The organism is Paenibacillus allorhizoplanae, assembly GCF_927798215.1.
GTDB classification, from domain to species: domain Bacteria; phylum Bacillota; class Bacilli; order Paenibacillales; family NBRC-103111; genus Paenibacillus_E; species Paenibacillus_E allorhizoplanae.
Genome location: NZ_CAKMMW010000002.1, coordinates 29,165 through 52,943, shown reverse-complemented (window position 1 = coordinate 52,943; position 23,779 = coordinate 29,165). Strand labels below are relative to the sequence as shown.

Genomic DNA, 23,779 nt, shown 5'->3' with positions numbered 1-23,779 from the left:
TCATCGTACTTGTAAGAAAGAAATAACAACAGCTTAGATCAAAAAAAGGAGAGATATATGATGAAAAACGTTGGAGGTACAGACCGCGCCATCCGCATTATTTTAGGAATCGCATTATTATCTTTGTTCTTCCTGCTTCCAGGGTATTGGAAATTAGTCGGACTGTTTGCCTTGCCATTTTTAATAACAGGTTTGGCACAGAAATGTGGTATCAATAAATTATTGGGTCGTAATACATGCAGGCTTAGGTAAATATGGTTTGAACAATATAAAGAGTGGGGTGGCCTAGAGCTGCCCCTTTCTTGTTTTATGATGATATAGTTGAAATTACGTGGATCAGTTTATGAATATTTAAGAATTGTTTTAGAAGGAGTTAACTTCAATTGATTATCTTAGAGGTAAGAAGATATCAAGGGAGATACTAACAGAATGAAAAACTTTTCGATGACCAAGAAAAAATGGATGCTGAGCTTACATATCTTATTCGCAGCCATCATGTTAGGGACAAGTGTGACGTTTCTCATTCTGAGCATTACAGTCGCGAGCACAAATGATTCGGGGTTAATACTCTCGTGTTACAAAGCCATGCACGTATTAGCCGGAACTTCTGTACGAGCATCAGTAATCGGAACCATCGTGACAGGAGTGCTATTATCGCTGGGGACTCACTGGGGTTTGGTAAAATACTATTGGATCATCGCCAAAGAAGTGCTTACAGTTGTCGCGGTTATCGTAGGTCCCATAGGTATGTACATTTGGACGTTGAAAGGAATATCCATGTTAACTGAAGTTGGAGGACAGAGTGCAAACCAAGGTGCATACGTTTCCAACATGCTATGGTTATTTATAGGCATAGGACTTCAGTTACTCTCATTAATCGCGATGTATCTACTATCGGTATTTAAGCCTTGGGGGAAGCGGAAAAGAAGTTAGAAATAAAGTTTTAAAATGGATAGGACTTTGAGAATATTTTTTTCAAAACTTGCAGTGTTCGACAGTTTATTTATGATTGACTCCGTATACTAAAAAAGAATACAGATAAATATGTATCTTTTGGCGGAGGTAATATTCATGATTATAGTTCCTACGGCCCTATGCCAACCGGGTATGCGGATTGGTAAAGCCGTTATGTCCGAACATGGACGAGTCATGCTTGGACATCGCGTTGAACTTACACAATTTATGATAAAAAAATTAGTCCAAATGGGACTTGATTTCTTGTATATCGAAGATAGGGAAACGGAAGATATCCCCATTGAAGATTCGATTCATGAGGATACCCGCGCTTTGCTGCGGATGGCGTTGTCTAAAATTTATACAAAATTCAGCGCAACCTCAACATTGGGAGGAATGACAAACGCCGCAGAAATATCGCGGCTACTATTCGAGGGTATTTCAAGAGTGCTTGATGATATGAATAAAGGGAGAAAAGATCTCGTCTCCATCACCACATTAAATATGGCTCCAGCAACTACGTTGGAACAGCACTTCTGCCAGAATGCGATCAATGTCTGTGTCTATGCGACTAAACTTGGCATGCTTCAGGGGTACTCACACAAAGAGTTAATTGAATTAGGATTAGGAGCATTGCTCCATGATGTAGGGAACATCCAGATTCCTTCCAAGTTATTATTAAGTAGTTCAAAACTGTCTGCGAGCGAGTATATAGAAATTCAGCGACATACAGAATTAGGATTTAACATGCTCAAGCAGGATATAGGGATTCCTTTGCTGAGTGCCATCTGTGCGTTACAGCATCACGAGCGGATTGATGGGAGCGGTTATCCTAACCATCTCAAGGGGGCGGAGATACATGAGTATGCTCGGTGGATTGGCATGCTCGATTCGTATGATGCCATGACCCATCCAAGGGCTTATCGGAATTCTATTGCACCTCACTATGCTTTGGAAATTCTTTATGCGAATGCCGGAAGTTTATATGATATTAAAAAAGTAACCCAATTTCGAAATAAGGTGGCCATATTCCCGGTAGGACAAGGTGTGAAGTTAAGCACAGGAGAAATTGGCGTCGTATGTCGACAAAATTCCTTCATACCATCTAGACCTGTGGTCAGGGTCCTTAAAAATGAGCGTGGAGAAAAGTTGAAAACACATTATGAAATTGATTTATCGCTTGCACTTCATGTAATGATCGATAATTGTAGTGAGCGTGCCATATACTCTCGGGATAAATGACTGCGGATATATGAAAAAGCAGAGGATAGGAAAGGGATACGTCCCTAATCCTACCTCTGCTTTTTGGTATAACCGATTAATCCGTAATATTTCTCGTATAGTATTCAATAATGTCCTTGCGTCGAATGATACCTAAGAAAACGCGATCCTTATCTACAACGGGAACAAAGTTCTGGTCAGCAGCTAGTGCTAACATATCTTCCATATGCGCATCGATGGCGACGCACTCGTTATAAATTCGTTTTCGAATGTTGGTGACAGATACTTCATCCATGTTAACGAAGGACAGGCCGGGCGTGCACTTCAGTTTCCATAATAAATCTCCTTCGGATAAAGTGCCCACATATTTCCCTTCCTCATCGATAATTGGAATCGCTGTATAATGGCAAGCTTCCAGCCGCTCCATCGCTTCTTTCATCGAAGCCGACGTCGTCAGGTAAGATACTTTGTCTTTAGGTAGTAAAAACGATTTAATTTCCACTTTGTTTCGCTCCTTTTCATCCCGAATTAGTTTCACTATTTAATTAAAACATAAATCCGACCAAAAGAGTGAACAATTGACGAGTGTAATAAATGGAAATATGAGAATATTTGATATTTTGTAACATTGATGATCTTCGATTTGAGTCAAATTTTATGAAAAATGGGAAGGGGCTACCCAGCGACAATTGAATTCGAAATAAATAGTAAATGACATTAAAAAGGAAGCTAACTAAATAGAATTAATTTCCAAAAAATCCAATTCACACAGAACATTCTAAAGCTGCACACGTCTAATTGAATAGGAATGAGCTAGGGGATGAATTGAGAAAATGGTGACTAATCACAACCCCGTAGAATGAATGTAACCATGAGGAGTGAGAAATGAATCCGATGACCCCAAAATATGTAGTGATCCTTATCAGTGTGTTGATCGTAGGTTTAGGGTGTGGTTATTCAATAGCTAGTTCCACGACAAAGCCTGATACAGAGATAAGTCTGGAACCGACCCCCACTCCTAAAGAAGAGAGTAAACCTACGCCAAATGTTGCACAAATAAGTGCGAATTTAAAGGATAGGGATACCTTATTGCGCATATTATCAAGAGTTCATGATAGCACAGAAGGATTCGAATATACGGAGAATCAGCTAAAGGAGCTTCAGGCAAATCCCGAAAACAAGGTGTACAGCAAGGTTCTGCAGAAGTTCGTCCAATCAAGACTAAACCAAGAAGTCGCGTCATTTCAAACGATCAGTGACTCCGTAAATCCCCGTTCATTGCTCATAACGACTGACGATCAACATGCATACATGGTTTATATGAAAAAAGATTATTCTCATGATGGGATTTGGATTGTTAGTGGTTTTATGGATTATATGCCACAAGAGAATCAAATTAATGAGGTCTATACCTCAATCCCCCTAACGGAAGCGCCTGGCGATGTAAAGGAGTGGGCACAATCCTTATTGAAACAGCCAGAGTGGAGAAAAGAATTTCGCACATTCGGAGATCGCACATATGCATTGATCAAGTCATCCTCGTCTTTTTCTGATTCGGTGGAGTTGGAGGAAGTCATGAATTCGGCCGGTGAAGTGTATATTTCTTACCAGTCGTATCAATATGCCGCGAATAGTAATATGGATCTGATCAATGATTATTTGTTGTTGGAATTAAAAGGACCAGGTATAAGGGACGTTATCTTTCAGAATACCTATTCCAATTTCCCGCTTTTGGAGGGTAAGGAGCCTGTGCCTGGCGATGAGGGAACGATCTCACATTTGAAGGACAGTATTGTGTTGGATCAGAAATTCATGGAACTAGCTGCAATGGGTAAAATTCGCGGAGTCGAATATGGCATCGGTGCCCCTGAGGCTGAAGTAGTCGCAAAATGGGGGAAGCCTCATGAAGTCGGTTCTAGGCAAGTCGAATTCCAACGATGGTATAATTATCAATTAAGCTTTTGGCCGCCAGACCACAAGATCGGTGCCATACGTATTCTAGGAGCTTCGGTGCCTTACACGTTGGCCCAAATTAAGAAGACACTAGGAAACCCAAAAAGTGAAGTGAATGGCGTAGATGGCGTTTGGAGCTTATTGTACCAAGCAGGTGATTATGAATTGTATGTTAATGCTTCAACCCCAACTGGGCAAATTGAATCCGTGATGTTAAAAAAGAAAGAGTAGCTGAACTGAATAGAAAAGAGTTAGAACCGTGAGGAGGTGCATCCTTGAAGGCAGTGATCTACACGAAATACGGTAGTCCGAATGAACTAATTTATACAGAAGTGGAAAAACCACAGCCAAAAGATCACGAAGTATTAATTAACGTACATGCGGCATCCATCAATTCATGGGACTGGGATCTGCTGCGAGGCACTCCGTTCTTAGTGCGAATCGGAGGCGTTCTAAAGCCCAAATACACGATACTTGGAGCAGATATTGCGGGGCGTGTCGAAGCGGTGGGCAAAGAAGTAAAGCAGTTTGTTCCAGGAGATCACGTATTCGGAGATATTTCCGGCTGTAGTTGGGGCGGATTTGCGGAGTATGTGTGTGCTTCAGAAAAGGCATTGTCGCTGAAACCAGCTACGATCACCTTTGAAGATGCCGCGGCTATACCCCAAGCAGCTGTCCTCGCCTTGCAGGGTTTACAGGTCAAAGGACTTATACGGAATGGCAATAAGGTATTAATCAATGGTGCGGGTGGCGGTGTGGGGACATTTGCGATACAATTAGCCAAATTATTTGGAGCAGAAGTGACTGCAGTCGACAGTGTCACGAAACTGCCAAAACTTCAAGCACTTGGTGCAGATTATGTGATGGATTATAGGAAAGAGGATTACACCATAAGTGGGAAAAAGTATGACGTTATTCTTGATGTTGTGGGTAATCGGTCGATATTCGACTGTAAACGTGCCTTAAGCTCGGATGGACGTTATGTGATGGTGGGAGGCACCATGCCTCGGATTTTTCAAATGATGTTCCTTGGATCCCTGATTTCATGGATAGGAACGAAGAAAATGGGACTTTTAATGCATAAACCAAATCATACAGATCAAAATGAATTGATGGCGCTCTGGGAGACCGGCAAACTAGTACCTGTGATTGATCGTCAATATCCATTAGGTGATGTTGCAGAAGCTTTAAGATACTTTGGAGAAGGGCAGCACACCGGGAAAGTTATGATTCGTGTACAATGAATAGACAATTGTTTAGCTTGCAATAATCCTATGATTCATGAGAAAAAGGCTGATCTCAGTAGATACCCTACTTGAGAACAGCCTCTTTATGTTGGAATGTTACGTACGGCGCATATAAGCAATAACCGTAATGGGTGCAAATATAGCCACAATGACGATAGCCCCGAAGAGTGAAATGGTGAGATCCCAACCTACCGTACCTTGATTCGCAAGCTGACGAACGGCAGAGACGAGGTGTGAGATGGGATTGATTTTAACAAACCATTGAAGCCAGTTCGGCATGGTATCAACCGGAACGAACGCATTAGAAAGGAACGTAAGAGGGAACAGGACGAGCATCGAGATCCCTTGAACACTGGATGCTGTGCGAGCAATAACGCCGAAGAAAGCAAAGATCCAGCTGATCGCCCATGAGCAGAAAATGACAAGCAACGCGGCTATTGCGACATTGGCCAAGCCGCCTTCAGGTCGGTATCCCATGATGAATCCCATGGAGAACGTTAGTACGGTTGCAATGGTATACCGAATGGTATCGGCCAATAAGGCCCCTGCAAGTGGTGCTATACGCGCAATTGGCAGCGATTTGAACCGGTCGAAGACGCCTTTATCCATATCCTCTCGTAATTGGACGCCAGTCACGATGGAGGTTGTTATTACGGTCTGAACCAGAATACCTGGAATAATAACGGGTAAGTAACTTACGACATCACCTGATATGGCTCCGCCGAAAATATAAGTAAACATCAGGGTGAAGATGATCGGTTGAAGTGTAACATCGAACAATTGCTCTGGTGTACGTCGAATCTTCAGGAGACCGCGATAAGCCATTGTAAGGGAATTGCGTACGGACTGACGAAAGCTTGTGTGGTTTCTCAGATGGCGTTCGGAAACGGGTTTAATCGATGCACTCATACTCTTGCCTCCTGCTTGTTACTTGTTGGCGTAGACGTCTCTGTATCGTTCTCTTGTACGCCATGACCTGTAATCGTTAAAAATACTTCATCCAATGTTGGCTTCTGTACACTCATCTCAGCCAAGTGAATGCCTGCTTCGCGCAGGGAGATAAGAAGGTCAGTCACACGATCTGCATTCGCCATCGGAGCGGAGATCTTACCAGCAACAACTGTTGAAGCTGCATTCAGCACTTGCTCAACGGTTCTGCGAGCTTGTTCTATATCTAACGGATTTTGGACGCTAAGCTGCAAGGAGGAGGTACCGACAGAAGCTTTAAGCTCATCTACAGTTCCCTCAGCGACGACGCGCCCACGATCGATGACGGCGATTCGGTCTGCGAGTTGGTCAGCCTCTTCCAGGTATTGTGTTGTAAGCAATATTGTTGATCCTGTGTCGACCAGTCGACGGATTGTATCCCACATCTGAGAACGTGTCCGAGGGTCTAACCCCGTCGTAGGTTCGTCTAAGAAGATGAGTGGAGGCTGTGCAATAAGACTCGCGGCAAGATCTAATCGGCGTCTCATACCGCCCGAGAAATTTTTCAATGGCCGTTTCGCAGCTTCAGTTAGTCCAAATTCTTCTAGTAATTCGTCTGACTTTTGACGCGCCTCTTTGCGGCTTAACCCAAGAAGACGGGAGAAGATTATTAAGTTCTCAGTTGCGCTTAACGATTCATCGACAGATGCGTATTGTCCAGTCACCCCGATCAATTGACGAACGATCTGTGACTCTTTCACAACATCGTAGCCGAAGATTTTGGCTGAACCTGCATCAGGTCTGAGAAGGGTTGCTAGCATATTGATTGTCGTCGTTTTCCCAGCACCATTCGGGCCTAGAACACCGTAAATTGTTCCTGCCTTCACATTCAAATTGACACCATCTACCGCGCGATTTTCTCCAAAAGTTTTGACAAGCCCATGCGCTTCAACGGCCCAATCACCTTGTTGCGCTAATCCTTTTCTTTGCAAAGAATCCAAAGCAATACCTCCTAAATAACAATTGATGACGTGATTGTATCGCACATTTTTAAACTGAATGTAAACAAATGTATGTAAGGAAAATCCGCCTCATTTTTTGCATGCTCACTTGTAAATAATTGGCTATATGCTACAATTAAAGATACCAATCGGTATCTTTTTGACCAAAAAAAGGAGAGATGCAGCATGTCAATGAAAGAGCAATTGGAACAAGCCAAGTCGGGATTTATAGCTAGGGTGCCTGTTGAAGCACAGTCACAAATTTTCCGTCACATAGCAGAGCAACAGCAATCTGGGCGTGTTTACGGATTAAAAGTAGGAGACATCGCTCCGAATTTTGTTTTGACCAACCCGCTAGGCGAGCAAATAACATTATACGATGAGCTGATCAAAGGTCCAGTAATCCTCACCTTTTACCGCGGCAGTTGGTGTCCTTATTGCAATATTCAGTTAAGAGCTTATCAAGAAATTATGCCAAAGATTCATGAGTATGGTGCCCAGTTGCTAGCGATTACCCCGCAAAGTCCTGACAATTCGTTAACGCAGAAAGAGAAAGAACAGTTAACTTTCCAGGTGCTGAGCGATCCACATGGACTTGTCGCTGAGCGTTATCACCTGTTATTCGAAATGCCTGACTATCTTCAACATACATTCAAACATATCCTCGGTAGAGATCTCACAGCGTTCAATAAGACTGATCGTTGGATATTGCCGATTCCGGGTATTTATTTGTTAGATAGGGAGAGGGTAGTCCGTTTCACTCATGCAAACCCCGATTTCATGACACGAATGGAGCCACAGGATCTCATCACACAATTGAAAAAGCTATAAAGGACAGGAGAATTTATCTATAGTTATCCTTTCCTTCGAATTGGTAAATCCTAATATGCTATGATGAGTTCATGCATTGCGCATGGTATAGGAGGATCCCAACATGTCATTAATCAATGTTTCAAACCTAACGTTTGCCTATGATGGCAGCTATGATCATATATTCGAGGACGTTAATTTTCAAATCGATACCGATTGGAAGTTAGGTTTTACAGGAAGAAACGGGAGAGGGAAGACAACTTTTCTCAGCTTGCTGCTAGGTAAATACGAATATAGCGGACATATTTCTGCGAATGTCAGCTTTGAATATTTCCCTTTTCAAGTCAACAACAAACAAGAACAAACGCTTGATATCATCAATACGATTTTGCCAGATTATCAACATTGGGAATTAATGCGCGAGCTCACCTTACTTAAGGTTACTGAGGACGTTCTTTATCGACCCTTCGAGTCATTGTCAAACGGTGAGCAAACGAAAGTATTGTTAGCTGCTTTATTTCTGAAGGAAAATAGCTTCTTGTTAATTGATGAACCCACCAATCATCTCGACATGAATGCAAGAAAGCTGGTCAGTGAGTATCTTAATACGAAGAAGGGCTATATCTTAGTGTCTCACGACAGATCATTTCTGGATCATTGTGTAGACCACATCCTATCCATTAATAAGACCAATATCGAAATTCAAAAGGGTAATTTCTCCGATTGGTGGGAAAATAAACAAAAGCAAGATCACTATGAGCTCGCTGAGAATGAGAAGCTGAGGAAGGATATCAAACGATTATCCGATGCGGCTAAACGAACGAGCAATTGGTCTCACGAAGTCGAGAAAACGAAGAACGGCACTAGAAATTCGGGTTCCAAGGTAGATAAGGGGTATATTGGTCACAAGGCTGCGAAGATGATGAAACGTTCTAAATCCATTGAGCAAAGACAAGAATCTGCCATCGACGAAAGGTCTAAGCTGCTCAAAAATATTGAAAGTGCTGAAGACCTCAAGATAACCCAACTTGCCTACCACAAAAACCAGCTTGCTGCACTTGAACATGTCTCGATACATTACGGCGAGAAAATAGTATGCCAAGATGTTAGTTTTACGATCGAACAAGGTGAACGCATTGCGCTTTCAGGTAAAAATGGTTCTGGCAAATCAAGTATAATCAAGCTGCTATGTGGTGAGCATATCGACTATACAGGAACTTTCCGAAAGGGAAGCCAACTTCAAATATCCTATGTTTCCCAGGATACCTCGCATTTACATGGTAATTTAACCGACTACGCGAAGAACAATGGAATTGATGAGAGCCTGTTTAAGGCGATATTAAGGAAGCTGGATTTTGCTAGAGTGCAATTTGAAAAAGATATATCTTCCTTTAGCGGCGGCCAGAAGAAGAAAGTGCTGATCGCCAAAAGTTTGAGCGAGAAAGTACATCTGCATATTTGGGATGAACCGCTTAACTTTATTGATGTGATCTCAAGAATGCAGATCGAAGAACTATTGCTTGAACATGCACCAACTCTTCTATTTGTAGAGCATGACAGGGAATTTTGCGATAATGTAGCGACGAAGATTATTGAGCTTTAAGGAGATATAAGAATGTGGAGGAGCCTGAGAAATCAGGCTTTTTTCGTATTTAATGCAATGAATGATTAATGTCATTAATTATTGTGATTTCCCGTGAAACTTTACTTCGACTTAGAAACACTTAGAATAGAAGTATACTTAATAATTCTAATGGAGTTGACGTTTTATGTATCTGAGAAAACTGGAAATTCAAAAGCAAGGGACTATCGACGCTGAGAAATATCCGTTTACGATCCCATCTATCCAATCATTGACTTCCATTACTTTCGAGAAAAATGTCACTTTCCTGGTCGGAGAGAATGGTTCAGGCAAATCAACCATCCTTGAAGCCATCGCTTACCAATGTGGGTTTAACACAGCGAGTGGTGGGAGAAACAATGTGTATGACGTCGACGCAGCGCATTCCATTCTGGGGGAGCACTTACGGCTTTCATGGATGCCGAAGATTACGAATGGGTTCTTTCTCCGAGCAGAGACTTTTTATAACTTTGCTAGCTATTTAGATACGGTGCCTGAAAGTTTACCCTATTACGGTGGCCGCTCCTTACACGAGCAATCGCACGGTGAAGCATTTCTCTCTCTTTTTAAACATCGATTCGGTAAAAAAGCAATATATCTCCTAGATGAACCAGAAGCAGCCTTATCGCCAGCAAGACAATTGGCCTTAATGCGTGTTATCAAAGATTTGGAGAAGGAAGCTCAATTCATTATTGCTACGCATTCTCCCATACTGCTTGGATATCCCGATGCCCAGATTCTTACTTTTGATGATCAACCTATAAGTGACATCCAATACGAGGAAACGCTCCACTACATGATTACCAAACGGTTTCTAGACAATAGAAAAATGATTCTAGATGAGCTGTTCAAAGATTGATTTTGATCAGCTCATTGTCATTTAACTATTTTAGAATGGTCAGTGGTTCGAAATTCGGATAGACATACGGCGAACTTGGAGCTTCGATTTTTTCGATTTTAGTGGCGTCTATTTTGAAAATATCGTTTCCATTGTAATGAGCATTTTGAATGGTTCCAGTGACTTTAACCCACATATCTTGGGGGTAATTTGACGCTGTGGGGAACTCCACCAAGACCCCGTAAGGAGAAGCATCCGCTGAGCAGCAACTAACCGCGAATCGGCCAACAACCAATTGATTCATCCTCATTTTGTCCTCCTCACGATACACAAAGCCTGTTAACTCTATTTCCTTGCCTATAAAGATATCCTTGAATAGGTCAATCGTCGACAATATCTCCATGTAAATTTCTGGCTGTACGAGAATACGATCCTTTTTATAAAGAATGACTCCCATCTTGGCAAAGTCTTCGTTCCACTCATCAGGGGACTGAAATAGTTGCTCGATATCAGTTTCTGGCTGAGCAGCTTGTGCAGCTTCAGGCTGACTAGCTCGCAAAGTTTGACTGCTTGTGGCTGGTTTAGGGAAGCTAGGTAAATTATATGATTCAGGACGGGGAGTCGTCATATTGGTTGTGGCAGCAGAAAGATTTATCCCTTTGGCAGCAACCAGCGTGCTATTTAAGGCGGTATCTGGTAGCAGGAAGCCGATCATCAGTGGTAGGATGAGTAGCCCATATGCCCCGATATTTTGCAGGAAGGGACGCGGAGCTGGCTGACCACAGTCGCAGGCTACTGGTTTCCCCCAATAGGATCGTAGCGCCATGAAACCTTGAAAACATGCGATGATATACAATACGACAGCAGCTATTTTAACGTAAATCATCATACGCGGGGCGATATAGAACTGTAGTGAATCTGATTTCGTTAGGATAACTATATAGCTAGAGAACCCAAGTAAAATCAGTGTGCGAAGAAAATGATGGTAGCTTGTTTTACGCATGTGATTCAAACGAATCCCTCCTAAAATGAATTAGATAATTTGTTCCCAAAGCAGTGAGCAGATAAGAACTGTGCATGAGATTAATAGTACCAGAAGTAAGACGAATCTGATCTTAAACACCGAAAGCAACATTAGCGTACTTTTGAAATCCAACATAGGTCCGAAGACAAGGAAAGTTAGTAAGGAACCGGATGTAAATGAGGTTTGGAAAGAGGAAGCTACGAAAGCGTCTGATGTCGAACAAATGGAAAGAATATACGCTAAGCCCATCATAAAGAAGTGAGATGAGAGCGGGCCTTGCCCAATGGCAAGCAGGCTCTCGCGTTGCATAAACACTTGAATGAGTGCGGTGAGTAGTGCGCCAAAGACAAGAAATTTCCCCATTTCAAAAAACTCGCTTGAACTATGTACGAAAAATGTCATTACTTTATTGGGGTTATCACTATGGTGGTAATGATGATTATCGTGGAGGTGATGTACGTCATGCAGAGGCGACTTAGACTCATGATTTTGACCTAGTCTTAATGGGCTTCTTTTTACTAGTCGATAGAGTATCAGTCCAATAATGATGACGACGATGAAGGCAAGTACCATCCGAGAGTAGGCGATGGAAGGATGATTGCGAAACGCCATAAGGGTAGCCGCGAAGACAATTGGATTAAGGATGGGGCCAGCGATAATAAAAACGACAGCGATATAAACGGGCATTCCTTTTAAGATGAGTCTACGAACGATTGGAATCATACCACATTCACACATGGGGAAAAGTATACCTAGTAGGCAAGCGAATAGAATGCCAAGAACGGGGTTCCGAGGTGTGAACCGACGTATCGTGGACTCGGGCACGAATGTTTGCAGTAAGGACGAAAGCAGGACACCAAGTAAAATAAACGGTAAAGCTTCAAGGATCAGGCTGATGAAAATCGTTTTAAAGGATTGCAAATGGTCAATTGTAAAAAAACTGTTTAGGAAGATAACTGAATTACTTTGCATGTTGTAGACTCCTTCATTTACTTATACTTGCCTTTAAATGTAATCTTTACGAATAAAATCATAAGCGAATTAGGTATATCTTGCAAGCACGATATTGACAGCGCAGGAAAAGCAAGATATATTACTCGTTGTAATACGTAAACTTTACGATTAGTTGAACGGTTTGTTTAGGAATTGGTGGAGTTCCTAGCAGGCGAACGGACTTCCATTCATTCCATGATGTATTCGTAAAAATTACGCATAAAATTCGAGGAGTTGAGAGGAATGCTAATTGCCTCTATGCAGCAGGTGGAGTTTGGATATGCGGATATTCCTTGTATTCAAGATGCACAATTGGACATTCAGTCTGGCGAATTCGTCGCTGTCATCGGACCCAATGGTGCGGCAAAATCAACTTTACTTAAGCTCATGTTGGGTTTAATTGTGCCATGGAAAGGTCAGCTGTTCTTATCACAGACGAATTCGAGAGGAGAGAAGCTGCGAGTAGGCTACGTATCCCAGCAGATCGCGGGTTTCAACAGCGGGTTTCCGAGTAACATTTGGGAGTTTGTACGCTCGGGTAGATTTTCTCGGGTTCCTTTATTTAGCAAACTTCGCAAAGAGGATGAAGACGTAACCGAAACCGCCCTTCGGCAACTGGGAATGTGGGAGTTGCGCAAACGTAGAATCGGCGATTTATCGGGAGGTCAGAAGCAGCGGATTTGCATAGCTAGAGCGCTAGCGCAAGAGCCAGATCTGCTTGTATTGGATGAACCAACGACAGGTATGGATGATGAAAGCCGAATTGGATTTTATGAACTGATGCATGATCAAGCCAAGACGCTCGGAAGAACAGTTGTCATGGTCACACATAATCTGGAAGAGGTCTCTCCGTACATAGACAGAGTCATTGCATTAGAAAGAAAGGAGGAAGGCGGATGGAAATGCTGCACTACGACTTCATGCAACGGGCATTTTGTGCCGGTGGGCTAATTGCGATCATCGCTTCGTTATTAGGTATGTATCTTATGCTTCGCCGACAAGCGTTAATGGCCGATATGCTCTCTCACGTTTCGTTAGCTGGTGTAGCTGGTGGCGCTTTTATCCATATTCATCCAACATTAGGTGGCTTTGTCGTAGCAACGGTAGGTGCCGTCCTTGTGGAATATGTCAGACGGTCGTATAAATCCTTTAGTGAAATTTCAGTCGCCATTATTATGATTGGGGGGCTATCTTCAGCCGTTATTATCATGAGCTTCAGTCCCAGTATGAATAAGGGTTTGTCTGCCTATTTATTCGGGTCAGTTGTGGCTGTGAATGAAACAGAACTTTCACTCATGCTTATCGTGGCAGCCATCGGCGGTTTATTTTTCTTCCTGTTCCGTCGGCAACTGTACCAAATCACCTTTGATGAAGAAACCGCGAGAACGAATGGAATCCCTGTGAAATGGATTTCACTTGGATTCAGCGTCTTAACAGGGATGATAGTTTCGGCCGCAATGCCAATCGTTGGGGTGCTGCTTGTTTCATCACTCATTGTTCTTCCGGCTGCCTTAGCCATACGGATTGCGCACAGTTTTACAGCTTCACTTTTAATCGCAATGGGAGTGGGGTTACTAGGGGTGTTTTCAGGTCTTACAGCTTCCTATTCCTTCAGTACACCACCGGGTGGAACGATCGCGATCTTACTTTTGCTCTTACTTATCTTAGGCTTAGGTATCCAGAAGGCTGTGGTGCGATTTCGTAAGACGACTAACAAAAATATCATGGAAGATAAGGTTCCCGTACCTTTCATTCAAACCATTAGGAGGAATTTTTAAATGAAAACGTTATGGATGACAAAATCACTGATGCTTACTGGACTATCAACTATCCTGTTGACAGGATGCGCAACTGACACGGTCTCAAGCGATGGTAAACTTGATGTCGTTACAAGCTTTTATCCGATGTATGAATTCACCAAGCAAGTTGCTGGCGAGCATGCGAATGTTATCGCGTTAATACCAGTGGGTTCAGAGCCACATGATTGGGAGCCGAGTGCCAAAGATATGAAAAAAGTGAAGGAGGCTGATGTATTTATTTACAATGGCATCGTAGAAGGGTGGGCTGAGCAAGCCTTGCAAAGCACTGCGAATACGAAGCGTGTTGTCGTTGAGGCAAGTAACGGAATAGATCTCATAGAAGGTTTACATCAAGAAGAGGAAGAGGAGGAAGAAGAAGGTCATAGTCATGAGTTGGATCCTCACGTATGGTTATCACCGGTGTTAGCTCAACGTGAAGTAGAAGCGATCGCACAAGGATTGATAGCGGTTGATCCCACACATAAAGATGATTATCGGAATAACGCGGATAGGTATATCGCTAAGCTCAAAGCGCTGGATGGAACGTTCCGAGAAGCACTTGCATCTGTGAAACATAAAGAGTTCGTAACCCAACATGCGGCATTTGGTTATTTGGCCAAGGAATACGGGTTAACACAAGTTCCCATCGCTGGTCTTTCACCGGAAGAAGAGCCTGCACCAGACAAAATGGCGGATATCATTGAGTTTGTGAAGGAGAAGCAAGTCAAAACGATCTTTTTTGAAACGTTAGTGGATCCTAAGGTTGCAACAACGATTGCCAAGGAAATCAATGCACATACAGATGTCCTTAATCCGCTTGAAGGTTTAACTGCTGAGGATAAGAAGAATAACCTGGATTACATAAGTATCATGACGAACAATCTCCATGCATTGAAGAAAGCGTTAGATGAATAACAATTCAGGGTTAGCGAGTTTAGCGAGATTAGCAAGAATAGCGAGATGTGATGCAAACTGAAGTTTGCTTTTTATTTGTGGTGTATACGTAAAATTTACGATTAAATAAAAGGGGGACATTGTCCATGCAGACAATACCTGTGACAGTACTGAGCGGTTATTTGGGAGCCGGTAAAACAACCTTATTAAACCATATTCTCCATAATCGAAATGGCTTGAAAGTAGCCGTCATTGTGAATGATTTAAGCGATGTTAATATTGATGCTGATCTCATCAGACAAGGCAACGGATTCTCTCGAACAGAAGAAAGCTTAATTGAGATGTCTAATGGTTGCATATGTTGCACCTTGCGCGACGATCTATTGAAGGAAGTTGAACGACTTGCCAAGGAAAACAAATTTGATTATATTCTGATCGAATCGACAGGTGTTGGTGAACCGTTGCCCGTTGCTCAAACGTTCACCTATTCGGACGAAGAACAAGGTATTGATCTTTCCCGAATGTGTCGTTTGGACTGTATGGTGACCGTTGTTGATGCTTTCCGATTCTGGACAGATTATTTCTCGGGAGAAACACTTCTTGAACGTAGTCAAGCTGTTGGTGAAGACGACACGCGCGAAGTTGTTGATCTGCTGATTGATCAGATTGAATTTTGCGATGTGCTTATTTTGAATAAGTGTGATCGGTTGGAAGCCGAGGAATTGAATGAGCTTGAAGGTGTGCTCCGGCTATTACAACCGAAAGCAAAGTTTATTCGTGCCATACACGGTCAGGTAGATCCTGCTGAAATTTTGAATACTCGGCTGTTTAACTTCGATGAAGCTAGTAGGTCACCTGAATGGATGCGCGAATTGGAAAAAGAATCACACACACCTGAAACGGAAGAGTATGGGATTATTTCGTTCGTGTATGAAAGAGCTCGCCCCTTCGAGCCCTCGCGACTGATGGCATGGATGGCCGATTGGCCAGCAGAAATCGTCAGATCCAAAGGGATTATGTGGTTGGCAACTCGTGATAATTACGCGCAAAGCCTCAGCCAAGCTGGGCCCTCTATTCGGTTTGGCCCTTCGGGCTTTTGGATTGCAGCTCTCCCTGAAGAGGAAAGATCGGCTGTTCTGGCAGAAGATTCCGAGGCAATCACACATTGGGATGACATCCATGGGGATCGAATCAATCAAATTGTGTTCATAGGCATTGATATGGATCGTGATGGAATCATGGCATCCCTGGATACCTGTTTGCTGACGGATGCTGAGATGCTAGCAGATTGGAAAGAGTTCCGCGATGAGCTCCCTAATATCATTATGGAAATCGAGGAAGAGTGTGTCCTGTAGTTCTATTGAGCTGAATGTTATGTAGCACTATGGACAAGGTCGTTTGGGCTGTGAAGCACTGGCTGATGCGTTGCAAGAGGCGACGACAGCACTTATGGATCAAGAAGCACTTCAGCCGTACATGTGGAGTTCGACTCCCGTGGCCACACGCGAACGGACAATAGCGCCCATAAGGGCGCTATTTGTCTCGGTTCGCTGCGTTGGCTGCGTTATGTGTTAGAACAATCTCCTAGCTGTAACAAAACGCTTCTTCCACTTCTCATCGAATGCTGTGAAGTGAACGCCATCCTCTTTGGAATACGTTTGAAGGATCCGTCCATTGCCTGCATAAATACCTACGTGACCGATATCTAGCCCGCGTGCCGTGAAAAAGAGGAGATCTCCTTTGCGGAGGTCGTTAATCCCGACTTCTTTCCCTTGCAGCGCTTGGTCATAGGAAACACGTGGTAAATCCTTCGACAATACGTGGTCAAAAACATATTGAACAAAAGACGAACAATCGAAGGTATTCGTTTGTCCCGAAGCAGCACCAAACTCGTAAGGTGTTCCTATAAATTTGGACCCGAAAGTGATTAAAGCATCCGCTTGTTTCATCGCTATCGACGTGTTCGTGTAATCCGAATACTGCGGAGCAGAGGAGATGAAACCGATTGTGCCGTCTTGTGCTTGTACCTCTAACCAATCCGGATTGATTTCACGAATGACGTGGATTTTTTCGGTTTTTGCAAGCATACGAAGAATGTGGGTATCGTCATTTTTATCTGGCGTATCGCGCAAATTGACACCATATTGGATCGTGGTTTCATTGTCGTGTACAGATGAGATTGTAATCGAGCGGGAGTAGTCATGCCATTTCACGAGATTACCTAGCGTCTCACTAATAAATCGCAATGGCATCATCGTGAAGCCATCAATAATTTTGCCAGGTAGGGGCAGCTCCAACCGTTCTTTATTTTTATATGCAAATGAGTCTCCAATTTGATAAGTTACTGTCGCGCCATCTTTTACAGCTGTCACCGTTCGCGTGTTCTCATCCCATGAAATTGTAGCACCTTCCGCTTCAAAAAGGGCTCTCATAGGCACGAGGCTATAGCCTGCTTCAATCACAGGAGGTGTTTGAAAGGACAGAGGAAGCCCATCCAAAAATACTGTAGGCGACGCATTCTCCGCAGCCTTTACAGATGTTGCATGGAGCAGCATCATGCTTAATAACGCAATATGGGCACATCGAAAGATTTGTTTTCTAATTCGCATAGTTGTCGTCCTCAACTTTCTGTTAATGCCTATATATTTCGTTAAGCAGAATTTCCTTGAGTCCGTATGGGATGGTGGTAAAGAATGGGAGGATTCTCAATAGTATGTATAAATAAAGAAGACTGCCCTAGAGTAGACGAATCTACTTGTCGGACAGCCTCTTTGACGGTGCGTTAATTGATGGAGCTCTTGCCTTGAACCTTACTTCGCTCGGTAACTACCTCATCACATCATTGCAGTAAAGATACTACAGTAAGTGGTATGCGGCACATCTCCTCGCCTCCATATGGATTCAATAACAAATTCCCTTGTGTAAATTGTCTGCGACACAACACCTCACCACTGCGTCACCGTCATAAAATATTATGTCCGCTCTCATCAGACAATATACACAGATCTGGTTAAAAGTTATCCATAATGAATACATATAGAAGCAACAAGGAAAAGGGGTGATGCACATGCGCCCAGGCTACGGAATGTTCCAACAGCAAACGACGAAGATGCAGATAACCCCCCAACTACGTAAGGCGATTACGATCCTCAAACTCTCGACACCGGAATTGCTGGAAGTGATTCAACAAGAAGTTACTGAAAACCCAGTATTGGAAATAGCTGAGAATAAAAGGGACCCTTACAACCTCACACCAACATTTTTCCGTGGAGCTAAAAGAACTGATCCCAATAACGACCCCTTCCTTTACATCGCATCGAATGAGGTATCCCTTGAGAAGCACTTAAAGGAGCAATTAGGCTTTATTCAAAAAATACCGCCACTCATTCGACATACTGTCTCATTTATGATTGGAAATCTAGACCATAATGGCTTTCTAAGATCTACTTTACCCGAAATTTCTGAGGTATGTAAGATCGATCTTGCTCAAGTTGAGCGTGCTTTAAGGATCTTGCAGAGCCTTGAACCCCGCGGTATTGGGGCAAGAGATTTGAGGGAATGTTTACTACTTCAAGTCCAGTCACTAGCGGATAGCTTTCCATTAGTCTCTTTATTAATTAAGAAACATTTGAATGATATTGCCAATTACCACATTCATAAATTAACGACGTTGCTCCATGTGTCTACACAGGAAATTCAGGCTGCGATCGATGTCATCAAAGGATTGAACCCAAGACCTGGAGCAGCCTTTCATATAGAAACGGTTCATTATATCATTCCGGAAGTTAGTATTGAGAAAGCAGGTGAACAACTCGTAGTGCTGCTGCATCAAGCAGCTTCGTCTGGACTTTCGGTTAGTGGTTATTACGAACGAATGGCATCTGAGCATAGTGACAATAACGAGTTATCCAAGTTTCTCTCTGGTAAATTACATGCCGCGAAGTTCTTCCTGAAGTGCTTAGAACAAAGACGAAGAACGATATTCCGAGTAACGCAAGCCATCGTAGAGGAGCAAAGTGATTTTTTCTGGCATGGAAACGCCCATCTCAAACCTATGACCTTAAAGCAAATTGCTGTTAAATTGGGTGTACATGAATCAACGGTAAGTCGCGCTACAGTTGGGAAATACGCCCAAACCCCTTGGGGCATCTACGAACTGAAGTATTTCTTTCCCTCCGGTCTGCAAATGGACATAGGGGAGTCTGCTTCTTCCGAACATGTTAAATCGAGAATCAAGACATGGATTAGTGAAGAGAATCCCAGAAAACCTTATTCCGATCAAAAGTTATCAGATTTCATGAAGAAGGAGGGCATCTCCATTTCCCGCCGTACCATAACCAAGTATCGGGAAGAACTCGGTATTTCTTCTTCTGTGAGAAGGAAACGCATATAGTTTGAAGGGAGGAACGTATTGCTAGCACATTACTTCAATGATTTGGCCCATAAATTCATGTCCTCAAATTTGTCATATATGTCGCAATTTTTCGTAAGCCTGCCGTAATATCCGTACCCCATTTGGTAGAAAACGGCATTCATACCGAATGAAAGGGCCCTAGATAATGAATAAGCGCTGGTGATTTGCCGAGCAACTAATTCAGCTTCTAATGCATGTATAAGCAGTCGCATAAGACCCTGATTACGATAAGCTGCGAGCGTTGCGCAATCTGTCATTTCGGCATTTGCATAGACGGAATTGATTTCTGCCGAAGCGGCACTTATCAGTTGCCCTTGCATTTCAACGAGGTAATAAATCGTTCCTTCCCGCATGGTTTTCGCCACATATATAGCATCATTCATCGGCGTAGGGTAGGTTTGGAAAATGTGGCTGTATAACTGAGAGAGCTGTTCAGCATCCTCTAATCGAGCGAGACGCATCGTCATGTTGCTCGGAACCAAGGGATGATCGGGCTTAATCGGGAGAGAAAGTACCTGCTGTAAAATCTGATCTTCTTCCAGCCAATAGTCACTAGTCCGACGCTTAAGGTCATCATACATGGCCATACAGTAGGCATCACTTCCATTGAAATATCCTTTATAAATACCTTCCAACATACATCCCTTGGATAAAAAAGTCTGCCAATCCACTTCTCGTGATTTGATAAACACCTTGGTCAGAGTATGGGTTTTGGCAATTTCAACCACTCGCCTGTAAATGACATCTATTTTTCCCGAATAGTCATCCACCCGCAACCTTTTATTCGTAAAATCAAGGCAAAACATAATCGTGTAATCGGTACCGTTCTCAACTTGATTCGTATAGGTTGGCAGATCACTTGGCATCCAGCATCCCCCTTTACCCTCAATTTGCTGCAAAATAATAATAACTGCCAACATTTTTGCGGCTTAACCTATATATTCAGCCTATGAATTGGTCAAATACTTACAGTGGAAAGTTGGCATCTATCTTGCATGATTACCTGTTAGGCGCAAGAATGTTCTATACCATATGATGGAGGTTGAACGCATATGAATTGCATGTGGTGTGAAACGGAAGATATCCGTGAAAGTGTGAAAGATTGCTATTGGATTATGCCCGATGGGAGACTAGCGGTGCAAATACTTGACATTCCTGCGCTTGAATGTGCCAACTGCCAGACATATGTCTTAGAGAGCACAGCACAGCAAATTGAAGAAACCTTATATTGGCATGATGTTTCTGCACTTGGAACGGCATTTCGCTATGAAGATCTGTTAAAGGCTCCGCGGGTAAAGAATATGTTTCTAAAATAGCACTTAGCTGCAAATCTGTGGGGGTGCCCTATGAAGCGGGAGCATGTCATCAAGCCGGTTTTGGATCACCATTATCCCACGATTCAATATGGGAAGGGTGTATATCTCTACGATGAACAAGGCAAAGCCTATATCGACGGTTGCTCTGGGGCCGTGACAGCTGGCCTAGGGCATGGGGTGCAAGAAATTATCGATGCGATGATGGAGCAAGCGAACAAAGTGTCTTTCGTCTATCGTTCACAGTTTACAAGTGAGCCCGCTGAGCAACTAGCAGAAAAGTTAAGTGATCTAGCACCTGGCAACGATTACTGGACCTTCTTTGTGAACAGCGGATCAGAAGCCACGGAAACGGCAATGAAAATTGCCATCCAACACTGGCAGGAGAAAGGGAGACCAGGTAAAAATAAAGTGATCTCTAGGCGAATGAGCTATCACGGTATCACGCTAGGTGCACTTTCGATGTCAGGTCACGTTCTGAGAAGAAGGAGATTCATCCCCTTATTAGAAGATTTCCCGGTAGTCATGCCGCCTTATTGCTACCGCTGTCCATTGGGTAAAACTGTAGGGAATTGCCAAGTGGCATGTGCAGACGATTTAGCAACGGCGATCAAGCGGATCGGAGCAGAACATATCGCCGCGTTCATCGCGGAGCCGATCATTGGAGCTGCAGGGGGAGCCATTGTTCCGCCAGAAGGCTACTATAAGAAGATCAAAGCCATTTGCGAGCAGTATGACATCTTGTTCATCGCAGATGAGGTCATGACAGGTATTGCTCGAACGGGAGCGATGTTCGGTATGCAGCACGATGAGGTTGAACCCGATCTCATGGCATTGGGCAAAGGGATGAGCGCTGGCTATACACCGATGGCAGCGACGCTTGTCAAAGATCATGTGATGGAGCCTATTCTGAAGGGCACCAAAAGTATCATGTCTGGTCATACGTACAGCGCCAATCCCCAATCGGCGGCGATATCGTTAGCGGTACTTACGTATATCGACAAACATCAATTAGTCAGCGCAGCAGCAAATAAAGGCCGTTATTTATTGAACGCGCTGCACCTATTGGCTGATGGGATCAAGATCATCGGTGATGTGAGAGGCAAGGGGCTGCTTCTGGCAATCGAATTTGTTGCGGATCGGACTAACAAGCAACCATTTGCACCTGGATTAGGTGTTACGTCTCGGATCATCGAGAATGCCTTTCAGAAAGGGTTGCTTGTATACCCTGCTGCTGGCGCGATCGACGGGGAAGGGGATGCGATTATCATTGCACCACCTTTGATTATCTCTGAAGAGGAAATGAACCAACTTGTGCGGATATTGGCTGAATCCATTCGGGAAGTCATGGCAGAGCTTACCCCATCCACATTGGAGGAGATATGATGGTGCCAAGAGCGGATACTCTTGTGAACGAAGGCGAAGGCAAAGTGAGGAGCTTGGAAGAAGCGCTTCAATCGATATCCAATGGGTGTACGTTGATGTTCGGTGGGTTTGGAGGGATTGGAACGCCGCCTACATTAGTTGAGGGCATCCTTCAAAAGGGTGCTAGGGACTTAACCATTATTGGCAATGATACGGGATTTCCCCACATTGGCATCGGACGTTTAGTTACGGCAGGACGTGTGAAGAAAGTCATTGCTTCCCATATTGGATCTAATCCTAACGCTGGTCAAATGATGGAGCAAGGCACTATGGAAGTCGTTTTTTACCCGCAAGGAACGCTATGTGAAAAAATTCGGGCCGGTGGTGTTGGGCTAGGCGGGATCTTGGTGGATGTCGGCGTCGGAACGATCATGGAGAAGGGAAAGAATATCGTGTCTATCGACGAGAAAACGTATCTGGTAGAGCCGGCTTTGACGGCAGATGTTGCCATCGTACATGCGAGAAAAGCCGATCCATACGGGAATCTCATCTACGATAAAAGCGGAAGAAATCTGAATCCGCTCGTTGCCATGGCTGGTCAAATCACAATAGCCGAAGTCGATGAGATTGTACCACTCGGTGAACTGGACCCTGAAAGTATAGTCACGCCAGGTATTTTCGTGGATATGGTGATCTTGAGCAGAGGGGTGACTTGGGAATGGGTATGGGAAAAGAAACCCGCGACCGAATAGCAAAGCGGGCTGCTCAAGAATTGAAGAATGGCATGGCTGTCAATTTAGGGATTGGTATTCCGACGAAAGTTGCTGATTATGTGCCAGAAGATATTCATGTTGTTTTTCATGCGGAAAATGGGATATTGAGCGCAGGCGGCGCGCCACTTCCAGGGGAGGAAGATGCTTTCCTGTGCAACGCAGGCGGATACCCAATCACGATTCATCCTGGCGCTTCCTACTGTGATAGTGCGATTGCTTTTGCCATGATACGAAGAGGCTGTATCGATATTACGATCCTTGGGGCGTTAGAGGTGAGTGAGCGAGGAGATCTCGCGAATTGGATTGTACCTGGGAAACGTGTGGCGGGAATCGGAGGGGCCATGGAGCTTGCGCAAAAAGCCAAAAAAGTCATCGTTCTGATGAACCATGTCAACCGAAATGGGGAGTCTAAGGTTAAAAAGCAATGCGACTTGCCCCTAACTGCAGTGGCCTGTGTGAAATTGATCATAACGGAAATGGCTGTCATGGAAGTTTCGGAGCAAGGGTTGATTTTAAAAGAAGTCATGCTGCCCTATACGGTAGAAGAGGTTGTTCGACATACGGAAGCTGCCTTGCTTATTCCTGAAACCGTTCTATACATCCCGTAATAAGTCAGAGAAAGGCTTGAAGGA

Annotated in this window: 24 protein-coding genes; 17 read left to right on the top strand and 7 right to left on the bottom strand. The window is 43.6% G+C overall.

The features are described from left to right. Nucleotides 1-60: 60 nt before the first annotated feature. The 3 genes from L6I86_RS02785 (at nucleotide 61) to L6I86_RS02775 (ending at nucleotide 2,196) form a co-directional block, all read left to right on the top strand. A complete protein-coding gene (locus tag L6I86_RS02785; RefSeq protein WP_236284407.1) occupies nucleotides 61-252 on the top strand; it encodes a YgaP family membrane protein in 192 nt (63 codons plus the stop codon). Between the two features lie 177 nt (nucleotides 253-429). After that, complete coding sequence (locus L6I86_RS02780; RefSeq protein ID WP_236284406.1) at nucleotides 430-933, top strand: hypothetical protein; 504 nt, start codon at nucleotides 430-432, stop codon at nucleotides 931-933. A gap of 138 nt (nucleotides 934-1,071) precedes the next feature. Next, nucleotides 1,072-2,196 carry an HD-GYP domain-containing protein gene (locus L6I86_RS02775; RefSeq protein ID WP_236284405.1) on the top strand — a complete coding sequence of 375 codons (1,125 nt, stop codon included), beginning with the start codon at nucleotides 1,072-1,074 and terminating at the stop codon, nucleotides 2,194-2,196. A gap of 76 nt (nucleotides 2,197-2,272) precedes the next feature. Here L6I86_RS02775 and L6I86_RS02770 read toward each other — a convergent pair whose 3' ends face one another. Then, complete coding sequence (locus tag L6I86_RS02770) at nucleotides 2,273-2,677, bottom strand: CBS domain-containing protein (RefSeq protein WP_056621611.1); 405 nt, start codon at nucleotides 2,675-2,677, stop codon at nucleotides 2,273-2,275. A 383-nt stretch (nucleotides 2,678-3,060) separates the two neighbouring features. Here L6I86_RS02770 and L6I86_RS02765 point away from each other — a divergent pair, with 383 nt between their 5' ends. Together L6I86_RS02765 and L6I86_RS02760 are read left to right on the top strand one after the other, a co-directional pair. Beyond that, complete coding sequence (locus tag L6I86_RS02765) at nucleotides 3,061-4,359, top strand: DUF4309 domain-containing protein (RefSeq protein ID WP_236284404.1); 1,299 nt, start codon at nucleotides 3,061-3,063, stop codon at nucleotides 4,357-4,359. A gap of 53 nt (nucleotides 4,360-4,412) precedes the next feature. Then, on the top strand, nucleotides 4,413-5,372 hold the full coding sequence (locus L6I86_RS02760) for an NAD(P)-dependent alcohol dehydrogenase (RefSeq protein WP_338113362.1): 960 nt from the start codon (nucleotides 4,413-4,415) through the stop codon (nucleotides 5,370-5,372). Between the two features lie 99 nt (nucleotides 5,373-5,471). On the opposite strand, the gene L6I86_RS02755 is transcribed toward L6I86_RS02760, so the two are convergent. Together L6I86_RS02755 and L6I86_RS02750 are read right to left on the bottom strand one after the other, a co-directional pair. Further along, nucleotides 5,472-6,284 carry an ABC transporter permease gene (locus L6I86_RS02755; RefSeq protein WP_236284402.1) on the bottom strand — a complete coding sequence of 271 codons (813 nt, stop codon included), beginning with the start codon at nucleotides 6,282-6,284 and terminating at the stop codon, nucleotides 5,472-5,474. Then, the gene (locus tag L6I86_RS02750; protein WP_236284401.1) at nucleotides 6,281-7,303 is read right to left on the bottom strand and encodes an ATP-binding cassette domain-containing protein; all 1,023 of its coding nucleotides are present in this window, start codon (nucleotides 7,301-7,303) and stop codon (nucleotides 6,281-6,283) included. The genes L6I86_RS02755 and L6I86_RS02750 overlap by 4 nt, the downstream gene beginning before the upstream one ends. Nucleotides 7,304-7,489: 186 nt before the next feature. On the opposite strand from L6I86_RS02750, the gene L6I86_RS02745 reads away from it, so the two are divergent. The 3 genes from L6I86_RS02745 (at nucleotide 7,490) to L6I86_RS02735 (ending at nucleotide 10,593) form a co-directional block, all read left to right on the top strand. Beyond that, complete coding sequence (locus L6I86_RS02745) at nucleotides 7,490-8,134, top strand: peroxiredoxin-like family protein (protein WP_236284400.1); 645 nt, start codon at nucleotides 7,490-7,492, stop codon at nucleotides 8,132-8,134. A gap of 103 nt (nucleotides 8,135-8,237) precedes the next feature. Further along, nucleotides 8,238-9,716 (top strand): Lsa family ABC-F type ribosomal protection protein, encoded by a 1,479-nt coding sequence (locus tag L6I86_RS02740; protein WP_236284399.1) that lies wholly within the window; start codon nucleotides 8,238-8,240, stop codon nucleotides 9,714-9,716. Nucleotides 9,717-9,882: 166 nt separating this feature from the next. Beyond that, nucleotides 9,883-10,593, top strand: a complete 711-nt coding sequence (locus L6I86_RS02735) for an AAA family ATPase (protein WP_236284398.1) — start codon at nucleotides 9,883-9,885, stop codon at nucleotides 10,591-10,593. 25 nt (nucleotides 10,594-10,618) lie between these two features. Here L6I86_RS02735 and L6I86_RS02730 read toward each other — a convergent pair whose 3' ends face one another. Both L6I86_RS02730 and L6I86_RS02725 read right to left on the bottom strand, forming a co-directional pair. Further along, nucleotides 10,619-11,575: a TIGR03943 family putative permease subunit gene (locus L6I86_RS02730; protein WP_236285636.1), complete on the bottom strand. Its 957-nt coding sequence runs from the start codon at nucleotides 11,573-11,575 to the stop codon at nucleotides 10,619-10,621. Nucleotides 11,576-11,605: 30 nt separating this feature from the next. Continuing rightward, entirely contained in the window at nucleotides 11,606-12,568 is a 963-nt protein-coding gene (locus tag L6I86_RS02725) for a permease (RefSeq protein WP_236284397.1), read from the bottom strand. 264 nt (nucleotides 12,569-12,832) lie between these two features. Here L6I86_RS02725 and L6I86_RS02720 point away from each other — a divergent pair, with 264 nt between their 5' ends. From L6I86_RS02720 to L6I86_RS02705, 4 genes are all read left to right on the top strand, one after another. Next, a complete protein-coding gene (locus tag L6I86_RS02720; protein ID WP_236284396.1) occupies nucleotides 12,833-13,540 on the top strand; it encodes a metal ABC transporter ATP-binding protein in 708 nt (235 codons plus the stop codon). Then, on the top strand, nucleotides 13,486-14,367 hold the full coding sequence (locus L6I86_RS02715) for a metal ABC transporter permease (RefSeq protein WP_236284395.1): 882 nt from the start codon (nucleotides 13,486-13,488) through the stop codon (nucleotides 14,365-14,367). Before L6I86_RS02720 ends, L6I86_RS02715 begins: the two co-directional genes overlap by 55 nt. Continuing rightward, nucleotides 14,368-15,303 carry a metal ABC transporter substrate-binding protein gene (locus tag L6I86_RS02710; protein ID WP_236284394.1) on the top strand — a complete coding sequence of 312 codons (936 nt, stop codon included), beginning with the start codon at nucleotides 14,368-14,370 and terminating at the stop codon, nucleotides 15,301-15,303. 125 nt (nucleotides 15,304-15,428) lie between these two features. Further along, nucleotides 15,429-16,637: a GTP-binding protein gene (locus tag L6I86_RS02705; protein ID WP_236284393.1), complete on the top strand. Its 1,209-nt coding sequence runs from the start codon at nucleotides 15,429-15,431 to the stop codon at nucleotides 16,635-16,637. 216 nt (nucleotides 16,638-16,853) lie between these two features. Here L6I86_RS02705 and L6I86_RS02700 read toward each other — a convergent pair whose 3' ends face one another. Further along, nucleotides 16,854-17,891, bottom strand: coding sequence for a stalk domain-containing protein (locus L6I86_RS02700; RefSeq protein ID WP_236284392.1), 1,038 nt, complete (start codon nucleotides 17,889-17,891; stop codon nucleotides 16,854-16,856). A 458-nt stretch (nucleotides 17,892-18,349) separates the two neighbouring features. Here L6I86_RS02700 and rpoN point away from each other — a divergent pair, with 458 nt between their 5' ends. Continuing rightward, nucleotides 18,350-19,675, top strand: coding sequence for an RNA polymerase factor sigma-54 (rpoN, locus tag L6I86_RS02695; RefSeq protein ID WP_236284391.1), 1,326 nt, complete (start codon nucleotides 18,350-18,352; stop codon nucleotides 19,673-19,675). Nucleotides 19,676-19,704: 29 nt separating this feature from the next. Here rpoN and ablB read toward each other — a convergent pair whose 3' ends face one another. Further along, nucleotides 19,705-20,616 (bottom strand): putative beta-lysine N-acetyltransferase, encoded by a 912-nt coding sequence (ablB, locus tag L6I86_RS02690; RefSeq protein ID WP_236284390.1) that lies wholly within the window; start codon nucleotides 20,614-20,616, stop codon nucleotides 19,705-19,707. 132 nt (nucleotides 20,617-20,748) lie between these two features. Here ablB and L6I86_RS02685 point away from each other — a divergent pair, with 132 nt between their 5' ends. The 4 genes from L6I86_RS02685 to L6I86_RS02670 are packed head-to-tail and all read left to right on the top strand — an operon-like array spanning nucleotide 20,749 to nucleotide 23,755. Further along, entirely contained in the window at nucleotides 20,749-21,012 is a 264-nt protein-coding gene (locus L6I86_RS02685) for a YokU family protein (RefSeq protein ID WP_236284389.1), read from the top strand. A gap of 30 nt (nucleotides 21,013-21,042) precedes the next feature. After that, a complete protein-coding gene (locus tag L6I86_RS02680) occupies nucleotides 21,043-22,395 on the top strand; it encodes an aspartate aminotransferase family protein (protein ID WP_236284388.1) in 1,353 nt (450 codons plus the stop codon). After that, nucleotides 22,395-23,126, top strand: a complete 732-nt coding sequence (locus L6I86_RS02675) for a CoA transferase subunit A (protein WP_236284387.1) — start codon at nucleotides 22,395-22,397, stop codon at nucleotides 23,124-23,126. Before L6I86_RS02680 ends, L6I86_RS02675 begins: the two co-directional genes overlap by 1 nt. Next, the gene (locus tag L6I86_RS02670) at nucleotides 23,093-23,755 is read left to right on the top strand and encodes a 3-oxoacid CoA-transferase subunit B (RefSeq protein WP_236284386.1); all 663 of its coding nucleotides are present in this window, start codon (nucleotides 23,093-23,095) and stop codon (nucleotides 23,753-23,755) included. Before L6I86_RS02675 ends, L6I86_RS02670 begins: the two co-directional genes overlap by 34 nt. The last annotated feature ends 24 nt before the right edge of the window (nucleotides 23,756-23,779 follow it).

Coding starts and splice junctions, on each gene's coding strand:
- L6I86_RS02785 (WP_236284407.1), top strand. CDS start 61: ATGAAAAACGTTGGAGGTACAGACCGCGCCATCCGCATTATTTTAGGA.
- L6I86_RS02780 (WP_236284406.1), top strand. CDS start 430: ATGAAAAACTTTTCGATGACCAAGAAAAAATGGATGCTGAGCTTACAT.
- L6I86_RS02775 (WP_236284405.1), top strand. CDS start 1,072: ATGATTATAGTTCCTACGGCCCTATGCCAACCGGGTATGCGGATTGGT.
- L6I86_RS02765 (WP_236284404.1), top strand. CDS start 3,061: ATGAATCCGATGACCCCAAAATATGTAGTGATCCTTATCAGTGTGTTG.
- L6I86_RS02755 (WP_236284402.1), bottom strand. CDS start 6,284: ATGAGTGCATCGATTAAACCCGTTTCCGAACGCCATCTGAGAAACCAC.
- L6I86_RS02745 (WP_236284400.1), top strand. CDS start 7,490: ATGTCAATGAAAGAGCAATTGGAACAAGCCAAGTCGGGATTTATAGCT.
- L6I86_RS02740 (WP_236284399.1), top strand. CDS start 8,238: ATGTCATTAATCAATGTTTCAAACCTAACGTTTGCCTATGATGGCAGC.
- L6I86_RS02735 (WP_236284398.1), top strand. CDS start 9,883: ATGTATCTGAGAAAACTGGAAATTCAAAAGCAAGGGACTATCGACGCT.
- L6I86_RS02730 (WP_236285636.1), bottom strand. CDS start 11,575: ATGCGTAAAACAAGCTACCATCATTTTCTTCGCACACTGATTTTACTT.
- L6I86_RS02725 (WP_236284397.1), bottom strand. CDS start 12,568: ATGCAAAGTAATTCAGTTATCTTCCTAAACAGTTTTTTTACAATTGAC.
- L6I86_RS02720 (WP_236284396.1), top strand. CDS start 12,833: ATGCTAATTGCCTCTATGCAGCAGGTGGAGTTTGGATATGCGGATATT.
- L6I86_RS02715 (WP_236284395.1), top strand. CDS start 13,486: ATGGAAATGCTGCACTACGACTTCATGCAACGGGCATTTTGTGCCGGT.
- L6I86_RS02710 (WP_236284394.1), top strand. CDS start 14,368: ATGAAAACGTTATGGATGACAAAATCACTGATGCTTACTGGACTATCA.
- L6I86_RS02705 (WP_236284393.1), top strand. CDS start 15,429: ATGCAGACAATACCTGTGACAGTACTGAGCGGTTATTTGGGAGCCGGT.
- L6I86_RS02700 (WP_236284392.1), bottom strand. CDS start 17,891: ATGCGAATTAGAAAACAAATCTTTCGATGTGCCCATATTGCGTTATTA.
- rpoN (WP_236284391.1), top strand. CDS start 18,350: ATGCGCCCAGGCTACGGAATGTTCCAACAGCAAACGACGAAGATGCAG.
- ablB (WP_236284390.1), bottom strand. CDS start 20,616: ATGTTGGCAGTTATTATTATTTTGCAGCAAATTGAGGGTAAAGGGGGA.
- L6I86_RS02685 (WP_236284389.1), top strand. CDS start 20,749: ATGAATTGCATGTGGTGTGAAACGGAAGATATCCGTGAAAGTGTGAAA.
- L6I86_RS02680 (WP_236284388.1), top strand. CDS start 21,043: ATGAAGCGGGAGCATGTCATCAAGCCGGTTTTGGATCACCATTATCCC.
- L6I86_RS02675 (WP_236284387.1), top strand. CDS start 22,395: ATGGTGCCAAGAGCGGATACTCTTGTGAACGAAGGCGAAGGCAAAGTG.
- L6I86_RS02670 (WP_236284386.1), top strand. CDS start 23,093: ATGGGTATGGGAAAAGAAACCCGCGACCGAATAGCAAAGCGGGCTGCT.